This window comes from Streptomyces sp. cmx-18-6 (assembly GCF_046548915.1).
Lineage (GTDB): Bacteria > Actinomycetota > Actinomycetes > Streptomycetales > Streptomycetaceae > Streptomyces.
Window position 1 is genome coordinate 182,937 of sequence record NZ_JAEBEP010000010.1, and the last position, 20,545, is coordinate 203,481.

17 protein-coding genes and 1 pseudogene are annotated in these 20,545 nt (G+C 71.8%); 15 read left to right on the forward strand and 3 right to left on the reverse strand.

Annotated features, from left to right (window positions below):
* Nucleotides 1–34: 34 nt before the first annotated feature.
* Nucleotides 35–2,413 (forward strand): phosphoketolase, encoded by a 2,379-nt coding sequence (locus ACLJPL_RS23635; RefSeq protein WP_411082909.1) that lies wholly within the window; start codon nt 35–37, stop codon nt 2,411–2,413.
* Between the two features lie 98 nt (nt 2,414–2,511).
* Nucleotides 2,512–2,870: pseudogene (locus ACLJPL_RS23640) on the forward strand (hypothetical protein); the annotation flags it as partial.
* Between the two features lie 53 nt (nt 2,871–2,923).
* On the opposite strand, the gene ACLJPL_RS23645 reads toward ACLJPL_RS23640, so the two are convergent.
* Entirely contained in the window at nt 2,924–4,039 is a 1,116-nt protein-coding gene (locus tag ACLJPL_RS23645; RefSeq protein ID WP_411082910.1) for a chemotaxis protein, read from the reverse strand.
* Nucleotides 4,040–4,180: 141 nt separating this feature from the next.
* Between ACLJPL_RS23645 and ACLJPL_RS23650 the strand changes: the two genes are divergently transcribed.
* Complete coding sequence (locus tag ACLJPL_RS23650) at nt 4,181–4,768, forward strand: hypothetical protein (protein WP_411082911.1); 588 nt, start codon at nt 4,181–4,183, stop codon at nt 4,766–4,768.
* Between the two features lie 12 nt (nt 4,769–4,780).
* Nucleotides 4,781–6,133, forward strand: a complete 1,353-nt coding sequence (gene glsA / locus ACLJPL_RS23655; protein ID WP_411082912.1) for a glutaminase A — start codon at nt 4,781–4,783, stop codon at nt 6,131–6,133.
* Nucleotides 6,134–6,143: 10 nt separating this feature from the next.
* Here the strand turns inward: glsA and ACLJPL_RS23660 are convergent, their stop codons facing one another.
* Entirely contained in the window at nt 6,144–6,965 is an 822-nt protein-coding gene (locus tag ACLJPL_RS23660; RefSeq protein ID WP_411082913.1) for an endonuclease I family protein, read from the reverse strand.
* Nucleotides 6,966–7,247: 282 nt separating this feature from the next.
* Between ACLJPL_RS23660 and ACLJPL_RS23665 the strand changes: the two genes are divergently transcribed.
* The gene (locus tag ACLJPL_RS23665) at nt 7,248–7,958 is read left to right on the forward strand and encodes a hypothetical protein (protein WP_411082914.1); all 711 of its coding nucleotides are present in this window, start codon (nt 7,248–7,250) and stop codon (nt 7,956–7,958) included.
* A gap of 36 nt (nt 7,959–7,994) precedes the next feature.
* On the opposite strand, the gene ACLJPL_RS23670 is transcribed toward ACLJPL_RS23665, so the two are convergent.
* Nucleotides 7,995–8,546, reverse strand: a complete 552-nt coding sequence (locus ACLJPL_RS23670; protein WP_411082915.1) for a GH25 family lysozyme — start codon at nt 8,544–8,546, stop codon at nt 7,995–7,997.
* A gap of 185 nt (nt 8,547–8,731) precedes the next feature.
* Between ACLJPL_RS23670 and ACLJPL_RS23675 the strand changes: the two genes are divergently transcribed.
* From ACLJPL_RS23675 to ACLJPL_RS23720, 10 genes are all read left to right on the forward strand, one after another.
* Nucleotides 8,732–8,944 carry a hypothetical protein gene (locus tag ACLJPL_RS23675; RefSeq protein WP_411082916.1) on the forward strand — a complete coding sequence of 71 codons (213 nt, stop codon included), beginning with the start codon at nt 8,732–8,734 and terminating at the stop codon, nt 8,942–8,944.
* A 163-nt stretch (nt 8,945–9,107) separates the two neighbouring features.
* Nucleotides 9,108–10,262 (forward strand): methyltransferase, encoded by a 1,155-nt coding sequence (locus ACLJPL_RS23680; RefSeq protein ID WP_411082917.1) that lies wholly within the window; start codon nt 9,108–9,110, stop codon nt 10,260–10,262.
* Nucleotides 10,263–10,364: 102 nt separating this feature from the next.
* Complete coding sequence (locus ACLJPL_RS23685) at nt 10,365–11,543, forward strand: acyl-CoA dehydrogenase family protein (RefSeq protein ID WP_411082918.1); 1,179 nt, start codon at nt 10,365–10,367, stop codon at nt 11,541–11,543.
* Nucleotides 11,544–11,873: 330 nt separating this feature from the next.
* Nucleotides 11,874–13,787: an ATP-binding cassette domain-containing protein gene (locus tag ACLJPL_RS23690; protein WP_411083019.1), complete on the forward strand. Its 1,914-nt coding sequence runs from the start codon at nt 11,874–11,876 to the stop codon at nt 13,785–13,787.
* Nucleotides 13,788–14,890: 1,103 nt separating this feature from the next.
* The gene (locus ACLJPL_RS23695; protein WP_411082919.1) at nt 14,891–16,387 is read left to right on the forward strand and encodes an ATP-binding protein; all 1,497 of its coding nucleotides are present in this window, start codon (nt 14,891–14,893) and stop codon (nt 16,385–16,387) included.
* The gene (locus ACLJPL_RS23700; protein ID WP_411082920.1) at nt 16,384–16,821 is read left to right on the forward strand and encodes a roadblock/LC7 domain-containing protein; all 438 of its coding nucleotides are present in this window, start codon (nt 16,384–16,386) and stop codon (nt 16,819–16,821) included. The genes ACLJPL_RS23695 and ACLJPL_RS23700 overlap by 4 nt, the downstream gene beginning before the upstream one ends.
* Nucleotides 16,808–17,161: a DUF742 domain-containing protein gene (locus ACLJPL_RS23705; protein ID WP_411082921.1), complete on the forward strand. Its 354-nt coding sequence runs from the start codon at nt 16,808–16,810 to the stop codon at nt 17,159–17,161. The genes ACLJPL_RS23700 and ACLJPL_RS23705 overlap by 14 nt, the downstream gene beginning before the upstream one ends.
* Entirely contained in the window at nt 17,130–17,750 is a 621-nt protein-coding gene (locus ACLJPL_RS23710; RefSeq protein WP_411082922.1) for a GTP-binding protein, read from the forward strand. Before ACLJPL_RS23705 ends, ACLJPL_RS23710 begins: the two co-directional genes overlap by 32 nt.
* Nucleotides 17,750–19,084: a cytochrome P450 gene (locus tag ACLJPL_RS23715; protein WP_411082923.1), complete on the forward strand. Its 1,335-nt coding sequence runs from the start codon at nt 17,750–17,752 to the stop codon at nt 19,082–19,084. Before ACLJPL_RS23710 ends, ACLJPL_RS23715 begins: the two co-directional genes overlap by 1 nt.
* Nucleotides 19,085–19,138: 54 nt before the next feature.
* Nucleotides 19,139–20,377: a cytochrome P450 family protein gene (locus ACLJPL_RS23720; RefSeq protein WP_411082924.1), complete on the forward strand. Its 1,239-nt coding sequence runs from the start codon at nt 19,139–19,141 to the stop codon at nt 20,375–20,377.
* Nucleotides 20,378–20,545: the final 168 nt, after the last annotated feature.

Consider the following 20,545-nt stretch of genomic DNA (forward strand, 5'->3'; position numbering starts at 1 on the left):
CGTTGCGCCGTCACCCCACGAGGAGACCAGCTCCGTGAGCGACACCCACACCCCGTCCACCCCCTCCGACGAGGAACTGGCCGCGCTCGACGCGCACTGGCGCGCGGCCAACTACCTCGCCGTGGGCCAGATCTACCTGATGGCCAACCCCCTGCTGACCCGGCCGCTCGCCCCCGAGGACATCAAGCCCCGGCTCCTCGGCCACTGGGGCACCTCGCCCGGGCTCAACCTGGTCCACACCCACGTCAACCGCGTCGTGAAGGACCGGGGCATCGAGGCGCTCTGCGTCTGGGGTCCCGGCCACGGCGGTCCGGCCGTCCTCGCCAACGCCTGGCTGGAGGGCAGCTACTCCGAGACGTATCCCGACGTCCCCCGGAACGCCGAGGGCATGGGCGTGCTCTTCAAGCAGTTCTCCTTCCCCGGCGGCGTGCCCAGCCACGTCGCCCCGGAGACCCCCGGCTCCATCCACGAGGGCGGCGAACTCGGCTACGCCCTCACCCACGCCTACGGGGCAGCCTTCGACCACCCCGGCCTGCTGGTGACCTGCGTGATCGGCGACGGCGAGGCGGAGACCGGGCCGCTCGCCGCGTCCTGGCACGCGAACAAGTTCCTCGACCCGGTCCACGACGGGGCCGTCCTGCCCGTCCTCCACCTCAACGGCTACAAGATCGCCAACCCCACGGTCCTGGCCCGGCTGCCCGAGGACGAGCTCGACCAGCTCCTGCGCGGCTACGGCCACGACCCGCTGTACGTCACGGGCGACGACCCGGCCGCCGTCCACCGGGCGATGGCCGTCGCGATGGACACCGCCGTGGACCGCATCACCGCCCACCAGCGCGCCGCGCGCGAGGACGGGGCCACCGAACGCCCCCGCTGGCCCATGATCGTGCTGCGCACCCCCAAGGGCTGGACCGGGCCCAAGGAGGTCGACGGGCTGCCCGTCGAGAACACCTGGCGCTCCCACCAGGTCCCGCTCTCCGGGGTCCGGGACAACCCGGAGCACCTGCGGCAGCTGGAGGCGTGGCTGCGCTCCTACCGTCCCGAGGAACTGTTCGACGCCGAGGGCCGACCGACCGAGCAGGTCCTCGCCTGCGTCCCCGAGGGCGACGCCCGGCTCGGCTCGACCCCGTACGCCAACGGCGGTCTGCTCCTGCGCGATCTGCCGCTGCCCGCGCTGGAGGACCACGCCGTACGCGTCGACAGGCCGGGTTCCTCCAGCCACTCGCCGACCCAGGTCCTCGGCGGACTCCTGGAGGGCGTCATGGCCGCGACGGCAGAACGCCGCGACTTCCGGGTGGTCGGCCCCGACGAGACCGCCTCCAACCGGCTCCAGGACCTCTACCGGGCGACCGGCAAGTCCTGGCAGGCGAAGACCCTGCCCACCGACGAATACCTCGCCCGCGACGGCCGGGTGATGGAAGTGCTCTCCGAACACCTCTGCCAGGGCTGGCTGGAGGGCTATCTCCTGACCGGACGGCACGGGCTGTTCTCCAGTTACGAGGCGTTCGCCCACATCGTCGACTCGATGGTCAACCAGCACATCAAGTGGCTGCGCACCTCGCGCCGGCTGCCCTGGCGCAGGCCCATCGCCTCGCTCAACTACCTGCTCACCTCGCACGTCTGGCGACAGGACCACAACGGCTTCTCGCACCAGGATCCCGGCTTCGTCGACCACATCCTGAACAAGAGCCCCGAGGTCGTACGGGTCTACCTCCCGCCGGACGCCAACACCCTGCTCTCCGTGGCCGATCACGCGCTCCGCAGCCGGGACTACGTCAACGTGATCGTGGCGGGCAAGCAGCCGGCCTTCGACTGGCTCACCCTGGAGGAGGCCCGCGCCCACTGCGCGCGGGGGGCCGGGGCCTGGGAGTGGGCCGGGACCGAGGACGGCGGCCGCGAGCCGGACGTGGTGCTCGGCTGCGCCGGGGACGTCCCCACCCAGGAGGTGCTGGCCGCCGCCGGCCTGCTCCGCCGCCATCTGCCGGATCTGGCCGTACGGGTGGTCAACGTCGTCGACATCGCCCGGATGATGCCGCACGAGGAGCACCCGCACGGCATGACGGACGCCGAGTACGACGCCCTGTTCACCCGCGACAAGCCGGTGATCTTCGCGTACCACGGCTACCCGTGGCTGATCCACCGGCTCGCCTACCGCCGCGCGGGCCACGCCCAACTGCATGTGCGCGGCTACAAGGAGGAGGGCACCACCACCACGCCCTTCGACATGGTGGTCCGCAACGACCTGGACCGCTACCGGCTGGTCATGGACGTCATCGACCGGGTGCCGGGGCTCGGCGTCCGCGCGGTCGCCGTGCGCCAGGCGATGGCCGACGTCCGCACCCGCCACCACGCCTGGATCCGCGAACACGGGGTCGACCTGCCCGAGGTGGCGGAGTGGAGCTGGGACGGCTGACCCGGCGTCCTTCGGCGGGGCCGTGACGCGCGTCGCCCCACGGGCGATCATGGGCGGCGTCCGCCCCGCCCCGCCGGAGAGAGCCCCGTACGAAGCCGCGCTGCGCCGTGATCGACTTCGCCGCCGCCGAGCGGCACGGCGTCACCGTCTGCGGCGCCGACAGCTCCTCCACCCGCCCGTCGAACTCACCTGGGCCCGGGGAAGATCGGCGGCCGGGTCGCCCGGGTGGGCCGGGCCTTCGGCATGGCGGTGCCGGCCCGGAGCCAGAACCTCGACGAGAGGCGCGCGCGAGGTCGAACCCTTCCCGGCCGGCCACCCGATGCGCACCGCCCCGCGCCTGCCGGCCACCCCGCACCTGGGGTATGCGTCCCGCGCCGACTACGCGACGTACTACGGCCAGGCGGTCGAGGACATCCGGGCGTTCCCCGACGGCGACCCGGTCCGCAGGATCGGCTGAGGCCGCCTCCGTACGAGTGCCGACGAAGACGGCCCGGGCGGGATCCGCGCCCGTCAGAACCGCAGCGCCGCCGCGATCCGCCCGTGCTCGGCCAGCGAGTCGTCCTCGACGAAGACCACGTCCGCGCCGCCGTCGAGGGCCGCCTCGATCAGCTCGTCGACGATGTCCTCGCGGATCTGCTCGTCCGCCGACCGCTCGGCCCCCTCGGGAACGGGCTCCAGGTGCTCGTCGGTCACCCGGACGGTCCTCTGGTAGTGCTCCTCCACCGCGACCAGCCCCACCCGGCCCTCCCGGACGGCCGCCCACACCTCGTCGAGCCCGCCGGCGAAGGAGTGCGCGCTGCGGGCGTTGTCCAGCCGCCTCTCCACGTCGGCCGTGGCCTGCCGGGCCCCTTCCTCCAGCGCGGGCCGCAGCTCCTTGAGGACCTCGGCGGGCGGCAGGTCGGCCGGCGCCCCCTTGGCGACGCGGCCCACGGCCGCCTTGGCGCTCGCGCCGACCTCGTCGAGGAGGGAGAGGGCGGGCGGCAGCCCCATCACGTACAGCGGGCGCGGGTCAGCGGCCAGCACGGCGCGCAGCTTCTCGTCGACGGTGCGGAAGAACTGCCGCGTGTCCTCGTAGCTGAACGTGCTCGGGGTGTCCCCGATCCGCTCCTCGCGCTGCGGGTTGGGCGGCTCCTTCGGGGCGGTCAGGGGGAAACCGCCCGTCTCCCGCACTTCGATGCCCTCGCCCGTGCCGTTCCACAGGGTGGCGTGGTCGGCGGCGACGGTCAGCGCCCAGAAGGGCCGGGCCAGGGCCTTCGCGGCGACGAGGTTGCGGGTGAGATAGCTGTCGCTCAGCACCACCCGTTCGGGTGCGGTGCGGGGAAGCTGCCAGATCTGGTGCTCACCGGCCGTGGCCAGGACGACCAGCGAGTCCAGGGCCCGGCGCGGGTCCACCTCGTCGACCGCCCGGTCCAGCTCGGCCCTGATGGCGGCGGCGGTCTCCCGGCTCACCCGCGGGTCGGCGTCCAGACGATGGACCGCCTCCGTCACCAGGTTGCGCAGCCGCACCGGGTCCTGGTTGTTGTCCGGGGCCGTGCGGTGGGTCGGCATGGTCAGGGACAGGGCCGGATAGGGCCGGGTCGCCCGCAGCTCCCGCAACAGGCCGGCGGTCAGGGCGTCCGTGTCCATCGTTCCCTCCCAGGGCTTCAGCCCGCTCCCGTATGAAGCGGACGCTTCGACGAGTCAATTCATACCGTTTGATTCTAATATGGGCGAGTTGGTGATCATTCTTGTCGTGCTCTTCTTCCCCCTCGATTGGACGGAATGTCCGTGAAAGCGAATCCCTTCCCGCGCGGGGCCCGTGTCCTGGTCCCCGCCGTGGCCGCCGCCCTCCTGGCCGCCACCACCGCGGCCTGCGACTCCGACACCACGAGCGAGGGCACCTCCCGCAGCGTGCGGACGCTCACGCCCGAGCATTCCGAGCACGCGGAGTCGCCCTCCGGGGCATCGCCCTCGGCGGAGGAATCGCCGTCCGGGGAGCAGAGCCCGCGCACCCAGGAGAGCTTCGCCGCCTCCGTCTCCGCCGAGACCGAACGCGTCCGGCAGCAGGCGGTCGAGCAGCTCGAAGGCGTGCAGGGCCGGGGGAACGCGGCCGGTGACGTCTCGGTGAACGGGCTTCCCGTCGCCGCCTCCGAGGAGGTCCGCAGCGCCCTCGTCCGCGTCACCAACTCCACGGACGAACCGGCCTTCTACGCCGTGAAGGTGGAGTTCGTCGACGCCGAGGACAAGGTCCTGGACACGGTGGTCGTCGGCGTCGAGGACGCGCCGCCGGACCGCACCGTCGACGTCCAGGCCAACAGCCGCAAGGCCGCCGGGGTCAAGACCTTCCCCCGGGTCGCCCAGGCCGAGCGCGGCTGAGGGGCGGCCCGGATGAGCGCCGCCGACGCGGTGACCGACTCGCTCAAGAGGATGCGCGCCGAATTCGGCGACCTGCCGGGCGGCCGTCCCGCCGACTACATCCCGCAGCTGGGCCTGGCCGACCCGGATGCCTTCGGGCTGGCCCTGGTCAGCATGGACGGGCACCGCTACAGCGCGGGCGAGGCCGAGATCCCCTTCACGCTCCAGTCGGTCTCCAAACCGTTCATCTACGCCTTCGCCCTGTCCGTCCTCGGCCTCGACGAGGTGAGCCGGTGGGTCGGCGCGGAGCCGAGCGGCGACGCGTTCAACGCCATCAGCCTCGAACCCGGCACCGGCCGGCCCGCCAACGCCATGGTCAACGCCGGGGCCATCGTCACCACCGCCCTGATCCCCGACGCCCCCGACGAGCCCGCCTTCGAACGCATCCTGCACTGCCTCGGACGGTTCGCCGGACGCGAACTGGACGTGGACGAGGAGGTGTTCGCCTCCGAGTCCATGACCGGCGACCGCAACCGGGCCCTCGCGTACCTGATCCGCTCCACCGGCACCATGCCCGTCGACCCGGTGCTCGCGGTGGACCGCTACTTCCGGCAGTGCGCGGTCCGCGTCACCGCGCTCGACCTCGCCACGATGGCCGCGACCCTCGCGTACGGCGGGGTCAACCCGGTCACCCGCGAACAGGTCGTCTCCGCGGAGGTCGCCGCCCGGGTGCTCGCCGTGATGGCCACCTGCGGCATGTACGACGGTTCGGGGGAGTGGCTGCTGCGCATCGGGCTGCCCGCCAAGAGCGGGGTCTCCGGCGGCCTCATCGCGGTCGGCCCCGCCCGCTTCGGCCTCGCCTCCTACAGTCCGCCGCTGGACGCCACCGGTACGTCGGTACGCGGCCACGCCGCACTCCGCGCGCTCTCGGAGCGCTACGGACTCCACCTGATGCTCAACCCCGCCCTGCCCGGCTCCACCGTCAGCCTCGTCACCACGGCGGACGACCTGCCGTCGGCCCCCTCGGCCGAGCACGAGAGGGTCCTCCACGAGAAGGTCGGCGTGGTCGTCGCGCAGGGGGCCATCGACTTCACGGCGGCCGAACGCGTGCTGTACGCGCTGGACGAGTCGGGGCCCGACCGCAGCGGCTCCGTCGTCCTGGACCTGCACGACGTCACCTCCGTCGACTCGGTCGCCCTGTCGATGCTCCACACCGGCCTCGCCCGCCTCTCCAGCGACGGCCGGCGCGCGGCGGTCGTCGACCCGCGCGACGTGCTGGGCCCGCCGGACGTCGTGCGGGAGGGGACCGGCCAGGACCTGCCGCGCTACGCCACCCGCGAGGCTGCCGTGGAAGGCTGCGCGAAGGCCCTGGCCGGGGAGGGGTGAGCGGGCCCGGCTACCAGATGGCCCCGACCCACTCGGGGTGGTCGATGAACGGGTTCCGGTTGTGCTGGAACCGCTCGAATATGACGTCGTTACGCCGCTTCTCGAAGGCGTCCGGCGGGTCCTCCTGGCTCCACCGCTTCAGCACGGACAGCTTGCCCATCTTCGGGGCGGAGCCGTTGTTCACCTTGTCGTTGGGTTCGAGGTCGGCGAACGAGTCGTTTCCCTCGTAGCGCACGGCCATGTAGAGGATCATGCGGGCGACGTCCCCCTTGACCGCGTCGCGCGGTTCGAAGGAGTCGCCGTCGGTGTAGTTGCCCGGGGCCTCGCCCAGTTGGCTGCCGCCGTTGTCGAAGTCCTTGTTGCCACGGGCTGAGTTGACCGAGACGTCCTCGGGCCGCAGGTGGTGGATGTCGGTGCCCGGGCCCGTGGCCGTGCCGAAGCCACCGTGCGACTTGGCCCAGACGTGCTCGCGGTTCCACTGGTCGGCGTTGCCGCCGTTGTCGCTCTTGGACTGGGAGCGCCCGGTGTAGAGCAGGATCACGTTGGAGGGCTTGGCGGGGTCCTCGTCGGTGGCCTTGAGCGCGTCCCACACCTGGCTGTAGGAGAGCTTGGTCTGGTCGCGGATGATCGTGTGCAGGGCCGCCTTGAGCTCGGCGCCGCTCTTGCCGAGGGCGTTCTTGTAGTACGTGTCGTCGAGTGCGGCGGCGAGGGCGGCGGGACGGTCGGGCGGAGTGTCGGCGGGCGCGGCCGCCGCGGTGCCCGCGAGCACGGCGACGGCGGCCGCTGTGGCCAGGAGTGGACGCGCGTAGAACGGAAGAGGGCGACGGGACATGTGGGGTGTCCTCTCGAAACGCGGCCACCGCAAGTCCGGCCCTGGGGAGGGCTCTTGCCGGGGTGGCCGGATGCGACCGGTTGGTACGCGGGAGCCTCCCACACGCACCGTGGCCCGCGTGTGAACGCGGTGTACCTATCATGTGCAGGTCAAAACCTCCCTGATCGTGCCGGAAACCGCCCGGTCGTACCGGAAGCGCCCCATGTCGCTCCGTGGCTCTGACACCCTGGTGGGGACCTTGCCGGCCCGTCCGGCGCCGATCGGGCATTTCCGGGAGACCTCGTGGACCGTGGGACCGCAGTGGACGCGACGGCGCGGCGCGTCGCGCGGTACGGGGAGCGGCCGGCCCGCCCCCTGACTCCCTGGCCCGCCCTGGACGAGGTCCTCGGCATGGAGATCGGGAGCAAGCGGTTCGCCGTGCTCGCCCTGCCCTGGGAGCCCGGCGGCGAGACCCCGTTCCACATCGCCCAGGCGGCGGCCAGGAGCGGTGCGAACCCGCTGTGCCTGCACCCCGGTTGGTCCCCGCACTGGGACGGCGCCCTGCGCGTACGGCGCACCGCCGAACTCCCCGCCGAAGTCGCCTACCGGGACCTGGCCGTCAGGGGCGGCGAGGTCGGGATGGTCCTCGTCGACCAGTTCTCCCGGCTGCACTGGGGGAGCGTCACCGGCCACCACGAGCGCGAGGACGTCGTGGGCGCGGCCGGCCGGGAGCTCCTCGAACTGGCGCTCAAGGCGTCCCTGCCGGTCCTGGTGCTGGTCCGGAGCAGGAAGGGCGGCCCGCTCGACTTCGAGGCGCTGCGGTCCGACGGGGCCCTCGAATACGACTGCGACGTCTTCGCGATGGCCGACCCGGACCACCGCACCGCGACGGCCCGGCTGAGGGTGGCCAAGAGCCGGTTCGGGCCCGCCGAGACGACCACCGTCGCCTGGGAGGTCCTGCCCCGGACCCACTACCGGGGCGCGGCGGGCCCCGGGCTGCCGGCGCAGGCGTAGAGCTCCCTCCCGCGCCCCGTGCATCGCGCGCCGCCGCTACCCGGCGGCCCAGTCGCGCAGGGCCCGGACCGACGCGAAGTCGGCCACGTTCCTGTCCAGAGGATCGTCGGTGTACTGGTGGATCCGCCACTTTGCCTCGATCCTGGGCCTGCCCGCGGAGACGTAGTCGGCGATCCACAGCCCGTCGCCCGCGTAGTCGCTGGTGTCATGGGTGCGCCAGAAGGCCCGGTTGCAGTAGAGGAGGACCCGGTGTCCGGGCCGCTCCCGTTTCACCTCGCGCAGGAAGCGGTCCTTCTCCGCGCTGCTCGCGCGCGTCCCTCCGCCGGTCTGCTCCCAGTCGACGGCGAGCAGGTCGCCCTCCTTCTCCGGGGTCTTGCTCAGGAAGTACGCCACCTGGTCCTTCACGTCCCCCGGCCACAGGAAGTGGTAGAAGCCGACGACGCACTCGGCGTCCCGCGCCCGCTTCACCTGGGCGTCGAGCCGTGGATTGACATAGGTGCGGCCTTCGGTGGACTTGACGAAGACGAAGTCGAGACCGTCCGTGTCGTAGGAGGGCTGATAGGCGCTGACGTCGACGCCGTGGAGCATGGGCACCGCCTCGAGAGGTGAGAAACGACGTTCCGGTTCTGCCCACTCCTCGGGCGGCCCAATGACCGGTTCACTCTCCCGGGTGGCGCGCCGGCCCCGGGGCCTTCGGGCGGGGTCCGGCCCGCCTCGGATGCGGTACGGCCCGTGCGGCGCGAGAATTGCCGCAAGGACGAGGAGGAGGCGGCATGAGCGAAGACCCCGAATCCGTATCCGCGACCCGCCCCGAGACGCGGGGCGTCACCCCCGACCGGCTGCTGCACACGGGCGCGAGCGACCGGCCGAGCGCGGAGGACCTGGTGCTCGCCTCAGGGCGGGACCTGTCACCGGAGACCTTGGAATGGGCCCGGCGCAAGCTGGCCGACGAGGGGCGGTCGGCCCTCGACAAGAAGCTGCCCTGACACGGCCCGCCCGCCGCGTGCGACGGCCGCGCGGGGCACGCGCCGCCGACGCGTCCGGGGAGGGGCCGGGGGCCGGCCGGCGAGGCGATGGGGAGGCGATACGGCCGGGGGACCGGGGAGCGTGTGGGGCGCTCCCCGGTCCCTCGGTTAGCCTGAGTGACATATGAACCGTTTGACGACCTCACAGGGCGCTTTCGAGCTTGCCCGCTTCCCCGAACACCCGAGCGATCCCTTTCGGGCATGGGACGCCGCCGACGAATACCTGCTCCGGCAGCTGACGGATCCCGAGACGGGTCCCGTCGACCTCTCGGGCACGGTCGCCGTCGTGGGGGACCGGTGGGGCGCCCTGGCGACCGCGCTGGCCGCCCACGAGCCCGTACAGATCAGTGACTCGTACCTGGCCCGGCGCGCCACCCTGGCCAACCTCGAACGCAACGGCCTGGACGCGGACGCCGTGACGCTGCTGTCCTCGCGCGACACCCCGCCGGACCGCGTCGACGTGCTGCTGGTCCGGGTGCCGAAGTCCCTGGCGTTCCTGGAGGACCAGCTCCACCGGATCGCCCCCGCCGTCCACGCGGGCACGGTGATCATCGGCACCGGCATGGTCAAGGAGATCCACACCTCCACCCTCAAGCTCTTCGAGCGGATCGTCGGGCCGACCCGCACTTCCCTCGCGGTGCGCAAGGCGCGGCTCATCTTCTGCACCCCGGACCCCGAGCTCGCGCGCACGCCGAGCCCCTGGCCGTACCGCTACGAGCTGCCCGCCGACGTGGGGCCCGCCTCCGGCCGCACCGCTGTCAACCACGCCGGGATCTTCTGCGCCGAGCGCCTGGACGTCGGCACCCGCTTCTTCCTGAAGCACCTGCCCACCCGCGGCGGATCCGTCAAGGTCGCCGACCTGGGCTGCGGCAACGGCGTTCTCGGCCTGTCCGCCGCGCTCGCCAACCCCGACGCGCACGTCACCTTCGTCGACGAGTCGTACGGAGCCGTCGCCTCCGCCGAAGAGACGTTCCGCCTGGGCGCGCCGGAGGGCGCGAAGGCCGACTTCCTGGTCGGCGACGGCCTGGCCGGCCTCGCCCCGGGCAGCGTGGACCTGGTGCTCAACAACCCGCCGTTCCACTCCCACATGGCCACCACCGACGCCACCGCCCGCACGATGTTCGTCAGCGCGCGCACCGCGCTGCGGCAGGGCGGCGAACTCTGGGTGGTCGGCAACCGGCACCTCTCGTACCACACCCATCTGCGCCGGATCTTCGGGAACTGCACCACGGTGGCGGGCGACGCGAAGTTCGTCGTCCTGCGCGCCGTCAAGCGCTGACGCGCAACCGCCGTCGCCCCGGCCCTTCCGGATTCTTGCAACACGTTCTACTGTGTGCGCCGCCGCACACGGGCGACGCTGAAGCGAGACTCTGGAGGGGCCGTGCACCTCGAATACACGCCTGAGCAGCAGCGGTTGCGCACCGAACTGCGCCACTACTTCGCCGGCCTGGTCCCCGGCAACGCCTACGCCCGCTACACGGAACCCGCCGCCCAGAAGCGCTTCTACCGTGAGACGATCCGCCGGCTCGGCGGCGACGGCTGGCTGGGGGTGGGCTGGCCGAAGGAGTACGGCGGCCGGGGCCTGACTCCGATGGAACAGTTCATCTTCTTCGACGAGGCGGCCCAGGCGGGCGTGCCGCTGCCGCTGATGGCGCTGAACACGGTCGGGCCCACGATCATGCGGTTCGGGACCGACGAGCAGAAGGCGTACTTCCTGCCGAAGATCCTCGCCGGGGAGACCGACTTCGCGATCGGCTACAGCGAGCCGGACGCGGGCACCGACCTGGCCGCCCTCAAGACGCGCGCGGTCCGCGACGGGGACGCGTACATCGTGAACGGCCAGAAGATCTGGACCACCAACGGCGACACCGCCGACTGGGTCTGGCTCGCCGTGCGCACCGACCCCGAAGCCCCGCCGCACAAGGGCATCACCATGCTCCTGGTCCCCACGAGCGACCCCGGCTACTCCTGCACCCTGATCAACACCCTCGCCTCGCACGACACGACGGCCAGCTACTACGAGAACATCCGGGTCCCCGTCTCCCGCCGGGTGGGCGAGGAGAACAAGGGCTGGCGGCTCATCACCAACCAGCTCAACCACGAACGCGTCACCCTCGCCGCCCACGGCACCATGGCGGTCCGCGCCCTGCACGACGTCCAGCGCTGGGTCGCCGGCGCCAAGCTCACGGACGGCCGCCGGGTCATCGACCTCGGCTGGGTCCGCGCCCTGCTCGCCCGCACCCACACCCGGCTGGACGCCATGAAACTGCTCAACTGGCAGATGGTCGCCGCCCTCCAGGACGCCACCCTCACCCCGCAGGACGCCTCGGCGGTCAAGGTCTACGGCTCCGAGGCCCGCCGCGACGCCTACGCCTGGCTGATGGAGATCGTCGGCTCGGCGGGCCCGCTGAAGGAGGGCTCCGCCGGCGCGGTGCTCCACGGCGAGCTGGAACGCGGCTACCGGTCGGCGGTGATCTTCACCTTCGGCGGCGGCAACAACGAGATCCAGCGGGAGATCATCTCCTGGATCGGACTGGGGATGCCCCGCGTACGGCGCTGACGCGCTGCCTCGGCCGACGCGTTGCTTCGGCGGACGCGGGCCGACACCGGTCGTCACCCGGAGCTTCCTCGGCCCACGCGTGCCGGTATCGGTCGTCACCCCTCCCCGGCCCGGTGACGGCTTTTCGGCCACCTCCGCGTCGCTCCGCCTCCCATGCGGCGCGGGGGTGGGTGTAACCCGCACGCTCGTTCGGTCCTTGTGGTGCACGGTTCGCGGTCCGGCCGAAACACACGTGTTCGAGTTCCGGCCGGGGTCGTTACACCTCATGACCCGTCCGCGACAGACGAACCATGAGGGGGCCATGTGACCTCGGCCGGAACGCCCGATCAGTTGGACGCGGGCACATCGACAGGACCGGGCTCCGCCGGGGCGAGCGCGAGCGGGGAGCCGGCGGAGGAGTTCTCGTACCGGGACGAGTCCCGGCTCAAGGCCGCCGCCCAGCTGACGACCGGCACGATGGCGCGGCGGCTGCCGGCGCTGGTGGTCCGGTCGCTGAGGATGGCCTGGCGGGTGGACCGGGCGGCGACGGCCGGGCTGCTGGTCTGCCAGATCGGCACCGGGGTGCTGGCCGCCCTCGGGCTGCTCGCCGTCACGGGGTCCATCAACGCGCTGATCGGGTCCGGCGAGATCACCGACCGGTTGTGGGACGCCGCCCCGCAGCTCGCCGTCATCGCCACCGCCGCAGGTCTGCGCGCCCTGCTGGGGATCATGGTGACCTGGCTGACCGGCCGGCTGCGGCCGGTGCTGGCCCGGGCGGCGGAGCTGACGATGATCGAGGCGGCGCTCGGCGCGGAGCTCGCGGCGAACAACCAGCCCGGCTACAACGACGCGTACGACATCGCCGACCGGGGCGCGCAGGTCACCCCCGACCTCGTGGCCGAGGCCCAGGACGTGCTGGCCGCCACGGCCACGCTCGGTGCGGGGGCGGCCGTGCTGACCGTCCTGCACCCCGTGCTGCTGCCGCTGCTCCTGGTGGCGTGCCTGCCGCAGGCCGCCGCGTACGTACGCGGCGCGCGCGTTCTGTACCTGGCGGGCCTGGAAACGTCCGGGCGACGCCGCATGCTGTCCAAACTGCGCTGGCACATGGCGTACATGGATTCGAGCGAGGAGATGCGGGCCTGCCTGGCCGGCCCGTTCCTCGTCCGCCGCTACCGGGGTCTCGCCGCCTCGGTCAACACCACCGAGCGCAGGGCCGCCGACACCGGCGCGTGGATGGGACTGGCCGGTGCGACGGTCGGCGGGATCGCGTCGGCCGCGGTATGGGCGGCGCTCCTCTACCTCCTGGCCTCCGGCCGCATGGACCTGGCAGCCGGGGGCGGGGCCGTCTTCGCCCTCCAGACGGCCACCGGATCCGTGCGCGGCATCATCAACGGCGGGGCCCGGCTGGTGCGCACCGGCTGGTACGTCCAGGACTGGCAGCGGTTCATCGACAACGCCCACGGCCAGGCCATGCGGGCGTCCCGCGGCGACAGGAAGCTGTCGGCCCCACCGGAGCGGTTCGAGGCCCGCGACATCACCTACCGGTACGACGGCGCTCCCGCCGAAAGCCTCAGCGACGTCTCCCTGCACGTGAAGCGCGGCGAGATCGTGGCCCTGGTCGGGGAGAACGGGTCGGGCAAGACCACCTTGTCCCGGCTGCTGTGCGGGCTGCTGCTGCCGACCACCGGGGCGGTGGCCTGGGACCACGCCACCACCACGGAGCTCAACCCGTGGGAAGCGTGGAAGAACGTCGCCCTGATCCCGCAGAACTACACCCACCTGCCCCTGACCATGCGGGACAACATCACCTTCGGCCAGGGCGACGACGGCGACGCGGCCGTCCTCGCCGCGTGCGAGGCATCCGGGGCGAGCGACATGCTGCCCGGGCTGCGCTCGGGGCTGGACACCCTGCTGACCGCCGAGTGGTTCGGCGGCCAGCAGCTGTCCGGCGGGCAGTGGCAGCGGATCGTCCTGACCCGGGCCTTCCACCGGCAGTCGGCCCTGCTGGTGATGGACGAGCCCACGGCCGCGCTCGACGCCCGCGCCGAGTACCGGATCTTCAGCGGGCTGCGGGAGCTGGCCAAGGACCGTGCCGTCGTGCTGATCACCCACCGGCTGGCCAACGTGAGCATCGCCGACAGGATCGTCGTCCTCGACCGGGGGCAGGTCGTCCAGGAGGGCTCCTACGAACAACTCACCCAGGAGCCCGGCCTGTTCCGGACTCTGTGGGAACTGCAGCGGCGTACGGGCGAAGCGCCCCGGTAGGGCCCGGCAGGCGACGTGATCCGCGAGCCGCAACTCGGCCCGGACCGGACTGACATCGGTCTTCTCGATCACCCTCCCTCGCCCCCGCCGACGCCCTCATGTTTGGATCGTGTGAACGTTCGGCTGGATCTACCGGTCGGCAGCGTAAGCGAATAGGCTCGTGCGTCTGAGCAAATAGTGGATTTGCTGACCGGCGCACGTTTTGATGTCGACAGGTCGATGGGCTGTGCGGAATCAGGATGCCGTCGATCCGGTGAGGGGGGCTTTCTGCGTGCAAAGCATGGGTTTGCTTCCCATGGCCCGCGGCATCGCTGACGGGCCGAAAGCCGCGAGGAGCCGCATCGGACCGCCGTCACTGACGGACCGTCCGGCGCGATCCTCGGCGAAGCCCCCGGGCCGGGCCGGCGGGGACCCTGCCGGCCTGGACGCTGCGACCGGAATCGACGCGTCGCATGGTGTTGATCGTTGTAGGGTGAGCGAACTGGTCTATCCACGCGGGTGGTTGAGACAGGTCGGCCCCAACAGGACCGGCCAGGTGCTCATGACGGCGTCACCACTGCCGTCCGGGCGCCCACCTCCGGTGACCTCGCGATGCCGGGCTGACCAAGGCGCCGGTGAGTACGGGGAGCCGCCCCGGCCGACCCGTGTCCGCCCCGTCGTCGGCGTCGCGGGTACACGTAACTACGGAGACGGATTCTCTTGTCTGCGCGTACACACGACTACGCACCTGTCGGGGACATGCTGACGGCTGCCCTGATCCGTCGTGACGCCGCCGTCCTCCCGCGCCGTGATGCGCGGGGGGCGCTATGCCTCGCCCGCCCCTCCCAGGGGCGATCCCCGGCCTTCAAACGATCTTTTGCGCCATTGTCGGGGCCACCCCCCTTCAAGGGTTGCCCACCGGCGGTGATTGACGGTTTCCTCGCCACAGCTTCTTCCGTCCCGCACACGCATGGACCTATGAGTCACGCCCGCCCCCGACGTGCCTCCTCCCCCCTGTCAACTGGAGATTTCGTGCAGTTCCACGGCCGTGGATTCCCCACGCCCCTCCCGCCCCGCCCACTCGCGACAGCCGGCGCCGACGCGCCCGTGGCCGGTGAGCGCTGATGTGGGTGTACGGCGTTCTGGCGCTCGCCCTGATAGCGGCGTCAGCCTGCGCAATAGCCGCCCGGCGGGCCCGGGGCTCCGCCCGCAGCCTCAAGGCGGACGCCGAACTTCAGCGGCAGCAGGCCGAACTGCACAGGCAGCAGGCCGAGTTGCAGAAGCGGCATGACGACAAGGCGGTCGAGGACCTGCGGGCGGAGGTGCGACGCCTGACGGCGGAGGCGGCCCGCGCGGACGAGTACGCCCAGGCCGCGGTGCGGGAGTTCGTGTATCTGGCGGAAACGCGGCTTCCCGCCATGGTGGGCGCGTTGCGCCACCCGGGCCGCCAGATGCCGGGCCCGGCCGACGCCGGTCTGATGACGACGCCGGTCAACGCCGCCTGCGACCAGGTGCTGAGGGCGGTCGTCGGCGCGCTGGAGGACGAGCGGATCCGCACCGACGAGGCGGCGCAGGCGGTTCTGCGCACGGTGATGGGGAGTTTCCGGGCGCAGGCCGCTCAGGCGGAGGTGCTGGCCGAGCGGGTCCAGCAGCAGATGGACGGTTCCGACCTGCTGAAGTCCATGTACGAGCTGGACGAGAACCTGGTGCTGATGCGCCGACTGGCCCAGCGTACGGCGGTGGCCTGTGGAGACGCGCCCGGCACCGCGCGCGAGAACACCCCCCTGGGCATCGCCGTGGCCACGGCCCAGTCCCGCGTGCGCGAGCATCGGCGGGTGTCCGTGGTGAACCACGTGCCGCGCGAGGCGGACGGCCAGATCCTGGCCCTCCAGGCCCCGGTCGCCGAGCCCTTGATCATGGTGTTCGCCGAACTGCTGGAGAACGCCGTGTACTGCTCGGTGGGCTCCACGCAGGTCCGAGCGGAGCTGCACCGCACGGCGACGGGCGTGCTCGTGATGATCTCCGACAGCGGTCCCGGACTGGACACCGTGGAGAAGCAGCGGTTCGTGCAGCTGATGCTGAACTCCGAACGCCGGCTGCTGCTGAGCGACCTCGGCTCTCCCCCTCGGCTCGGACTGGCCACCGTAGGACGCCTCGCGGCCCGATTCGACGGGCTGACCATCACCATGGACCCGTCGTCCGCCCGGGGGGTCTGCGTGAACGTCCACATCGACAACAGCCTCCTCGTCGCCGTCGACGAGCCGGCCAGGCCCGCGGCGTCGGGAGCGAAGCTCCAGCCGATCGCCTCGGCCAAGCCCGCCCCGGCCCAGCCGATCGCCCCGGTCCAGCAGCCCCGCCCGGTCGAGGAGCAGCAGCCCCGGGCCGCACTCCCGCCGCGGCCCACCACCGACGGGTTCCCCTCCCGCCGGCGGAAGTCCCCGGACACCGCCCCGTCCGCCGTGCCGGACGCACCCGAATCCGTGCCGGATCGGGACCCGGCGGCGGTTCGCTCCGCCTACGCGTCCATGCAGTCCGGCGCCCAGCGAGCCCGTACCGAACAGAAAGGACCGGACACCGCCGGTCCTGCCCCGACCTTCACCACCTCTTGGGAGACACCATGAGCAGCCCTGGCCGATACCGTGCAGCCGGCACGCCCCTGGCCGAGCGCAGGGACTACTCCGAGCACGCCCAGCGGCTGTTCGACGACACCGGGGCGCAGGCCGTCGTCCTGTTCACCGGTGACGGAATCATCGCCGGCAAGAACCAGGAAGCCAGTCAGGAACAGGGGGAGCAGGCGTCCGCGATCTGCACCTCCCTGTTCAGCACCGCCCTCACCGCGTCGGAGCTCTTCCCGGTGGACGGCGGGGGCGAACTGCCGCTGCGTCAGGTGACCGTGGAGGACGGCAACAGGTTCGTCATCGTCGCGCAGGCGGGCTGGAACGTGCGCGTGGTCGTGTACACGCACCCCAATGCCGACCTCGGCGCGGTGTCCTACAAGATCGCCCGTTTCGCCGAATACTTCGCGCCCAAGGTCGCCGGCCGTGCGCAGGCGTGAGCAGCCGCGCGAAGTCCCCGCGTATCTCGCGACCGGGGGGCGGACGCGGCCCCGGAAGGCGCTGCCGGACCTGCTGACCCGCCTGGTCTGGGCGCGGGTCGAGACCGACGGAGGTCTCGACCCGCCGCAGCAGGCCCTGCTCGACGCGGTCAAGGGAGGCTCCCTGACGCTGGCCGACGCCAGCGCCTACCTCCGTCTGCCTCCCACCGCGATCCGGGTCCTCACGTGCGACCTGCTGGATCTGGACCTGATCCAGGTCGTCCTTCCCGCCGCCCGCTCCGACATCTCACTCCTGGAGAACGTCCTCAATGGACTCCGCAATCTCAAGGACACCGCCTAGGTCTCCCGACTACGTGCCGCCGAGCTCTCCGCTCGTCAAACTGATCGTGGCGGGCGGGTTCGGCGTCGGCAAGACCACCTTGATCCAGTCCGTCTCGGAGGTCAGGTCCCTCCACACCGAGGAGGCGCTGACCGCGCCGAGCGCCGCCCTCGACCGCGTCGACTTCACCCCGGACAAGACCAGCACCACGGTCTCGATGGACTTCGGGCGCCTCACCCTCTCCACCGGCGCGGCGGACCCCCCGGTGCTCTACCTGTTCGGCACTCCGGGCCAGACCCGCTTCAAGCAGGTGTGGGAGGACCTGGCCTACGGGGCGCACGGCGCGCTGCTGATCCTGGATCTGCGGCGGCCGGACGACTCGTACGACGCCCTGGACCTGGTGGAACGCTCCGGCGTGCCCTACGTCGTCGCGGTGAACGACTTCCCCGACGCCCCGTACGTCTCCGACGAACAGGTACGGGCCGGTCTCGACCTGGCCGACCGGACACCGCTGATCCACTGCAACGCCCGGGACCGCAACTCCTCGATCGACGCCCTCATCGCCCTCGTCCGGCACGTACTGGACACCTACCGCCAGGACGCCGCCTGATGACCTCGCTACCGGCTCCGCCGTACTACAGCCTCTACACCGAGCATTTCGCCCAGGCGGCCAACCGGGCCACCTACTACTCGAACATGCGTGAGCACTACGGAGCCCTGGCCCCCGTGGAGATCGTGCCCGGCATCATGGGCTGGCTCGCCGTCTCCTACGACGCCGCGCAGCAGATCCTGCTGGACCAGGTGAACTTCCAGAAGAACCCGACCGGGTGGGCGTCCCGGCTTCCCGCGGACCACCCGGTGCTGGGCATGCTCGGCCCCCGGCCCAACCCGCTGTTCACCGACGGCGAGGAGCACGCCCGGTACCGCCAGGTCGTGTCCGACGCGTTCGCCGGCGTCGAGCCGCACCACCTCCGGGACGCCACCCGGGTGGTGGCCGACCACCTCATCGACCAGTTCGCCTCCGCGGGGGAGTGCGACCTGATCGGCCAGTACGCGCGACCGCTGCCCTCCTACCTGTTCAACCGGCTGTTCGGACAGTCCGACGACGACGCCCCCCGGCTCGTCGCGTCCCTGGCCGGCCTCATGGAGGGCGTGGACGCCGCGGCGGCCGCGACGGCGGAGTTCGAGCGGTACATGGGCGACCTGCTCGCCGCGAAGACGGCCCACCCCGGGCCTGACATGGCCACGGCGATGATCCAGCACCCCGCGGGCCTGACCCCGATGGAGCTCCTGCACAACTTCGTGCTGACCGTCGCCGCCGGGCAGGAACCCACGACGAACCTCATCGGCAACGGCCTGTTCGAGTACCTCATCGACGACGACCTCTACACCGAGGTCGTCAACGGAACCCTCGACGTACAGCCGCTGATCAACCGGGTTCTGGCCACCCGCCCGCCGATGGCGAACTACAGCGCCCACTACGCCCGTCACCCCATGCACTTCCACGGCCACAACCTGCCGGCCGACGTGCCCATCCTCATCTCCTACGAGGCGGTCGGCCAGGACCCCGCCGTGCTCGGCACCGGAGCCCACATGGCCTGGTCGCAGGGGCCGCACGCCTGCCCCGCCACCGGCATGGCCCAGTCCATCGCCACCATCGCCATCAGCCAGCTCATCCACCGACTGCCCGACCTGCAACTCGGCGTCCCCGCCGCCGAGATCCGCAACCGTCCCGGCCCCTACCACCACGCGCTGGCCGCCATGCCCGCCCGCTTCACCCCCGTCCGGGCGAGGACCCGCAGCGAACGGCCGTGGCCGTCGAACCCGTACACCCGGACGACCGTCGACGACCGCAGCCCCGAACCTCAGCCGCTCCCGCAGAACTGGCAGACCTGGCTGCCCGCCACCTGCCCTCTCGGGCACACCCAGCGACCACCCGTGTGACACCGCCCGCACCCGCCATCCCCCAGCGCTGAACTGTTCGAGGGAGTAAACACGATGGACGTCTTCAAGCTCGACCCCGCGGCCTCCGACCGGATCGGGGAGGACTCCGCACTGCGCGCCCGCGGCCCTCTCACCCAGGTCGACATCCTGGGCGTACAGGCGTGGGCTGTCAGCAACCCCCAGGTCCTCAAGGACCTGCTGACCGACAAGCGGGTCTCGAAGGACCCCCGCCAGCACTACGCCGAATTCGAGTCCGTGGCCGCCCGCTGGCCGCTGGCCATCTGGATCGTGGTGCAGAACATGTTCACCGCCTATGGAGGCGACCACCGCAAGCTGCGCAGGCTCGTCGCTCCCGCGTTCAGCGCGCGGCGCACCGAACAGATGATCCCCGTGATCCGGGACATCGCGGACGAGCTGCTCGACGCGATGCAGGAACGGGCGCGGCGCGGCGAGACCGTCGACGTGCGCGCGCAGTTCGCCCACAAGCTGCCGATCCAGGTGATCTTCCGGCTCATGGGCCTCGCCCCGGAGTGGGAGGCCCGACTGGCCGGGCCCGTCCACAACGTGTTCGCCACCACCCTCCCCGAGGAGGAGCAGCGGGCCAACTACCAGAACCTGGCCCAGCTTCTCTCCGAGTTCGTCGCGGAGAAGCGCGAGCGGCCCGGCGACGACCTGACCGGCGATCTGATCACGGCCAGTGACGAGGGGACGCAGCTGTCCGGGCAGCAGCTCGTCGACACCCTGATCCTCGTCATCAGCGCGGGCTTCGAGACCACCGTCGGCCTGATCACCAACGCTCTTCGCAACCTCCTCACCCACCCCGACGAGCTGCGCCGCGTCCAGCAGGGCCCGGCCGAGGGCTGGGACGCCGTGGTCGAGGAGACGCTGCGCCGGGACGCACCCGTCGCCTTCCTCCCGCTGCGGTACGCGGTCGAGGACATCGACATCGCGGGCGTCCGCATCGGAAAGGGAGAAGCGATTCTCGCCGCCTACAGCGCCACCGGACGCGACGCGACGGCCCACGAGAGGGCCGACGAGTTCGATGTGGGGCGGTCCGACAAGGCCCATCTCGCCTTCGGCCACGGCGTGCACTTCTGCATCGGCGCGCCACTGGCCCGCGCGGAGGGCCACATCGGGCTCTCGGCCTTCTTCGACCGCTTCCCCGACGCCCGGCTCGCCGATGGCGGAGCCGGTCTGGCGCCGATGGAGTCCATCATCAGCAACAGCCCCCGGGAGCTCCCCGTCGACCTGCTGCCGTCCGTCGAACGATCGAAGGCGGAAGCCCTCGCCTGATCCCCGCCCCTCCGCCGCCCCCGAGCCCTGCGCCTACCGACGCCCAGGGCCCGGGGGCGGTCGGCCGTCGCGCCGGTCCCATCGGGCCGACGCGCACGCCGGGCGCACACCGCATCCCGCTGAAACGGCGATCCCGGTGCCGGGCGGGGCCGGAGCGGCGAGAATGAG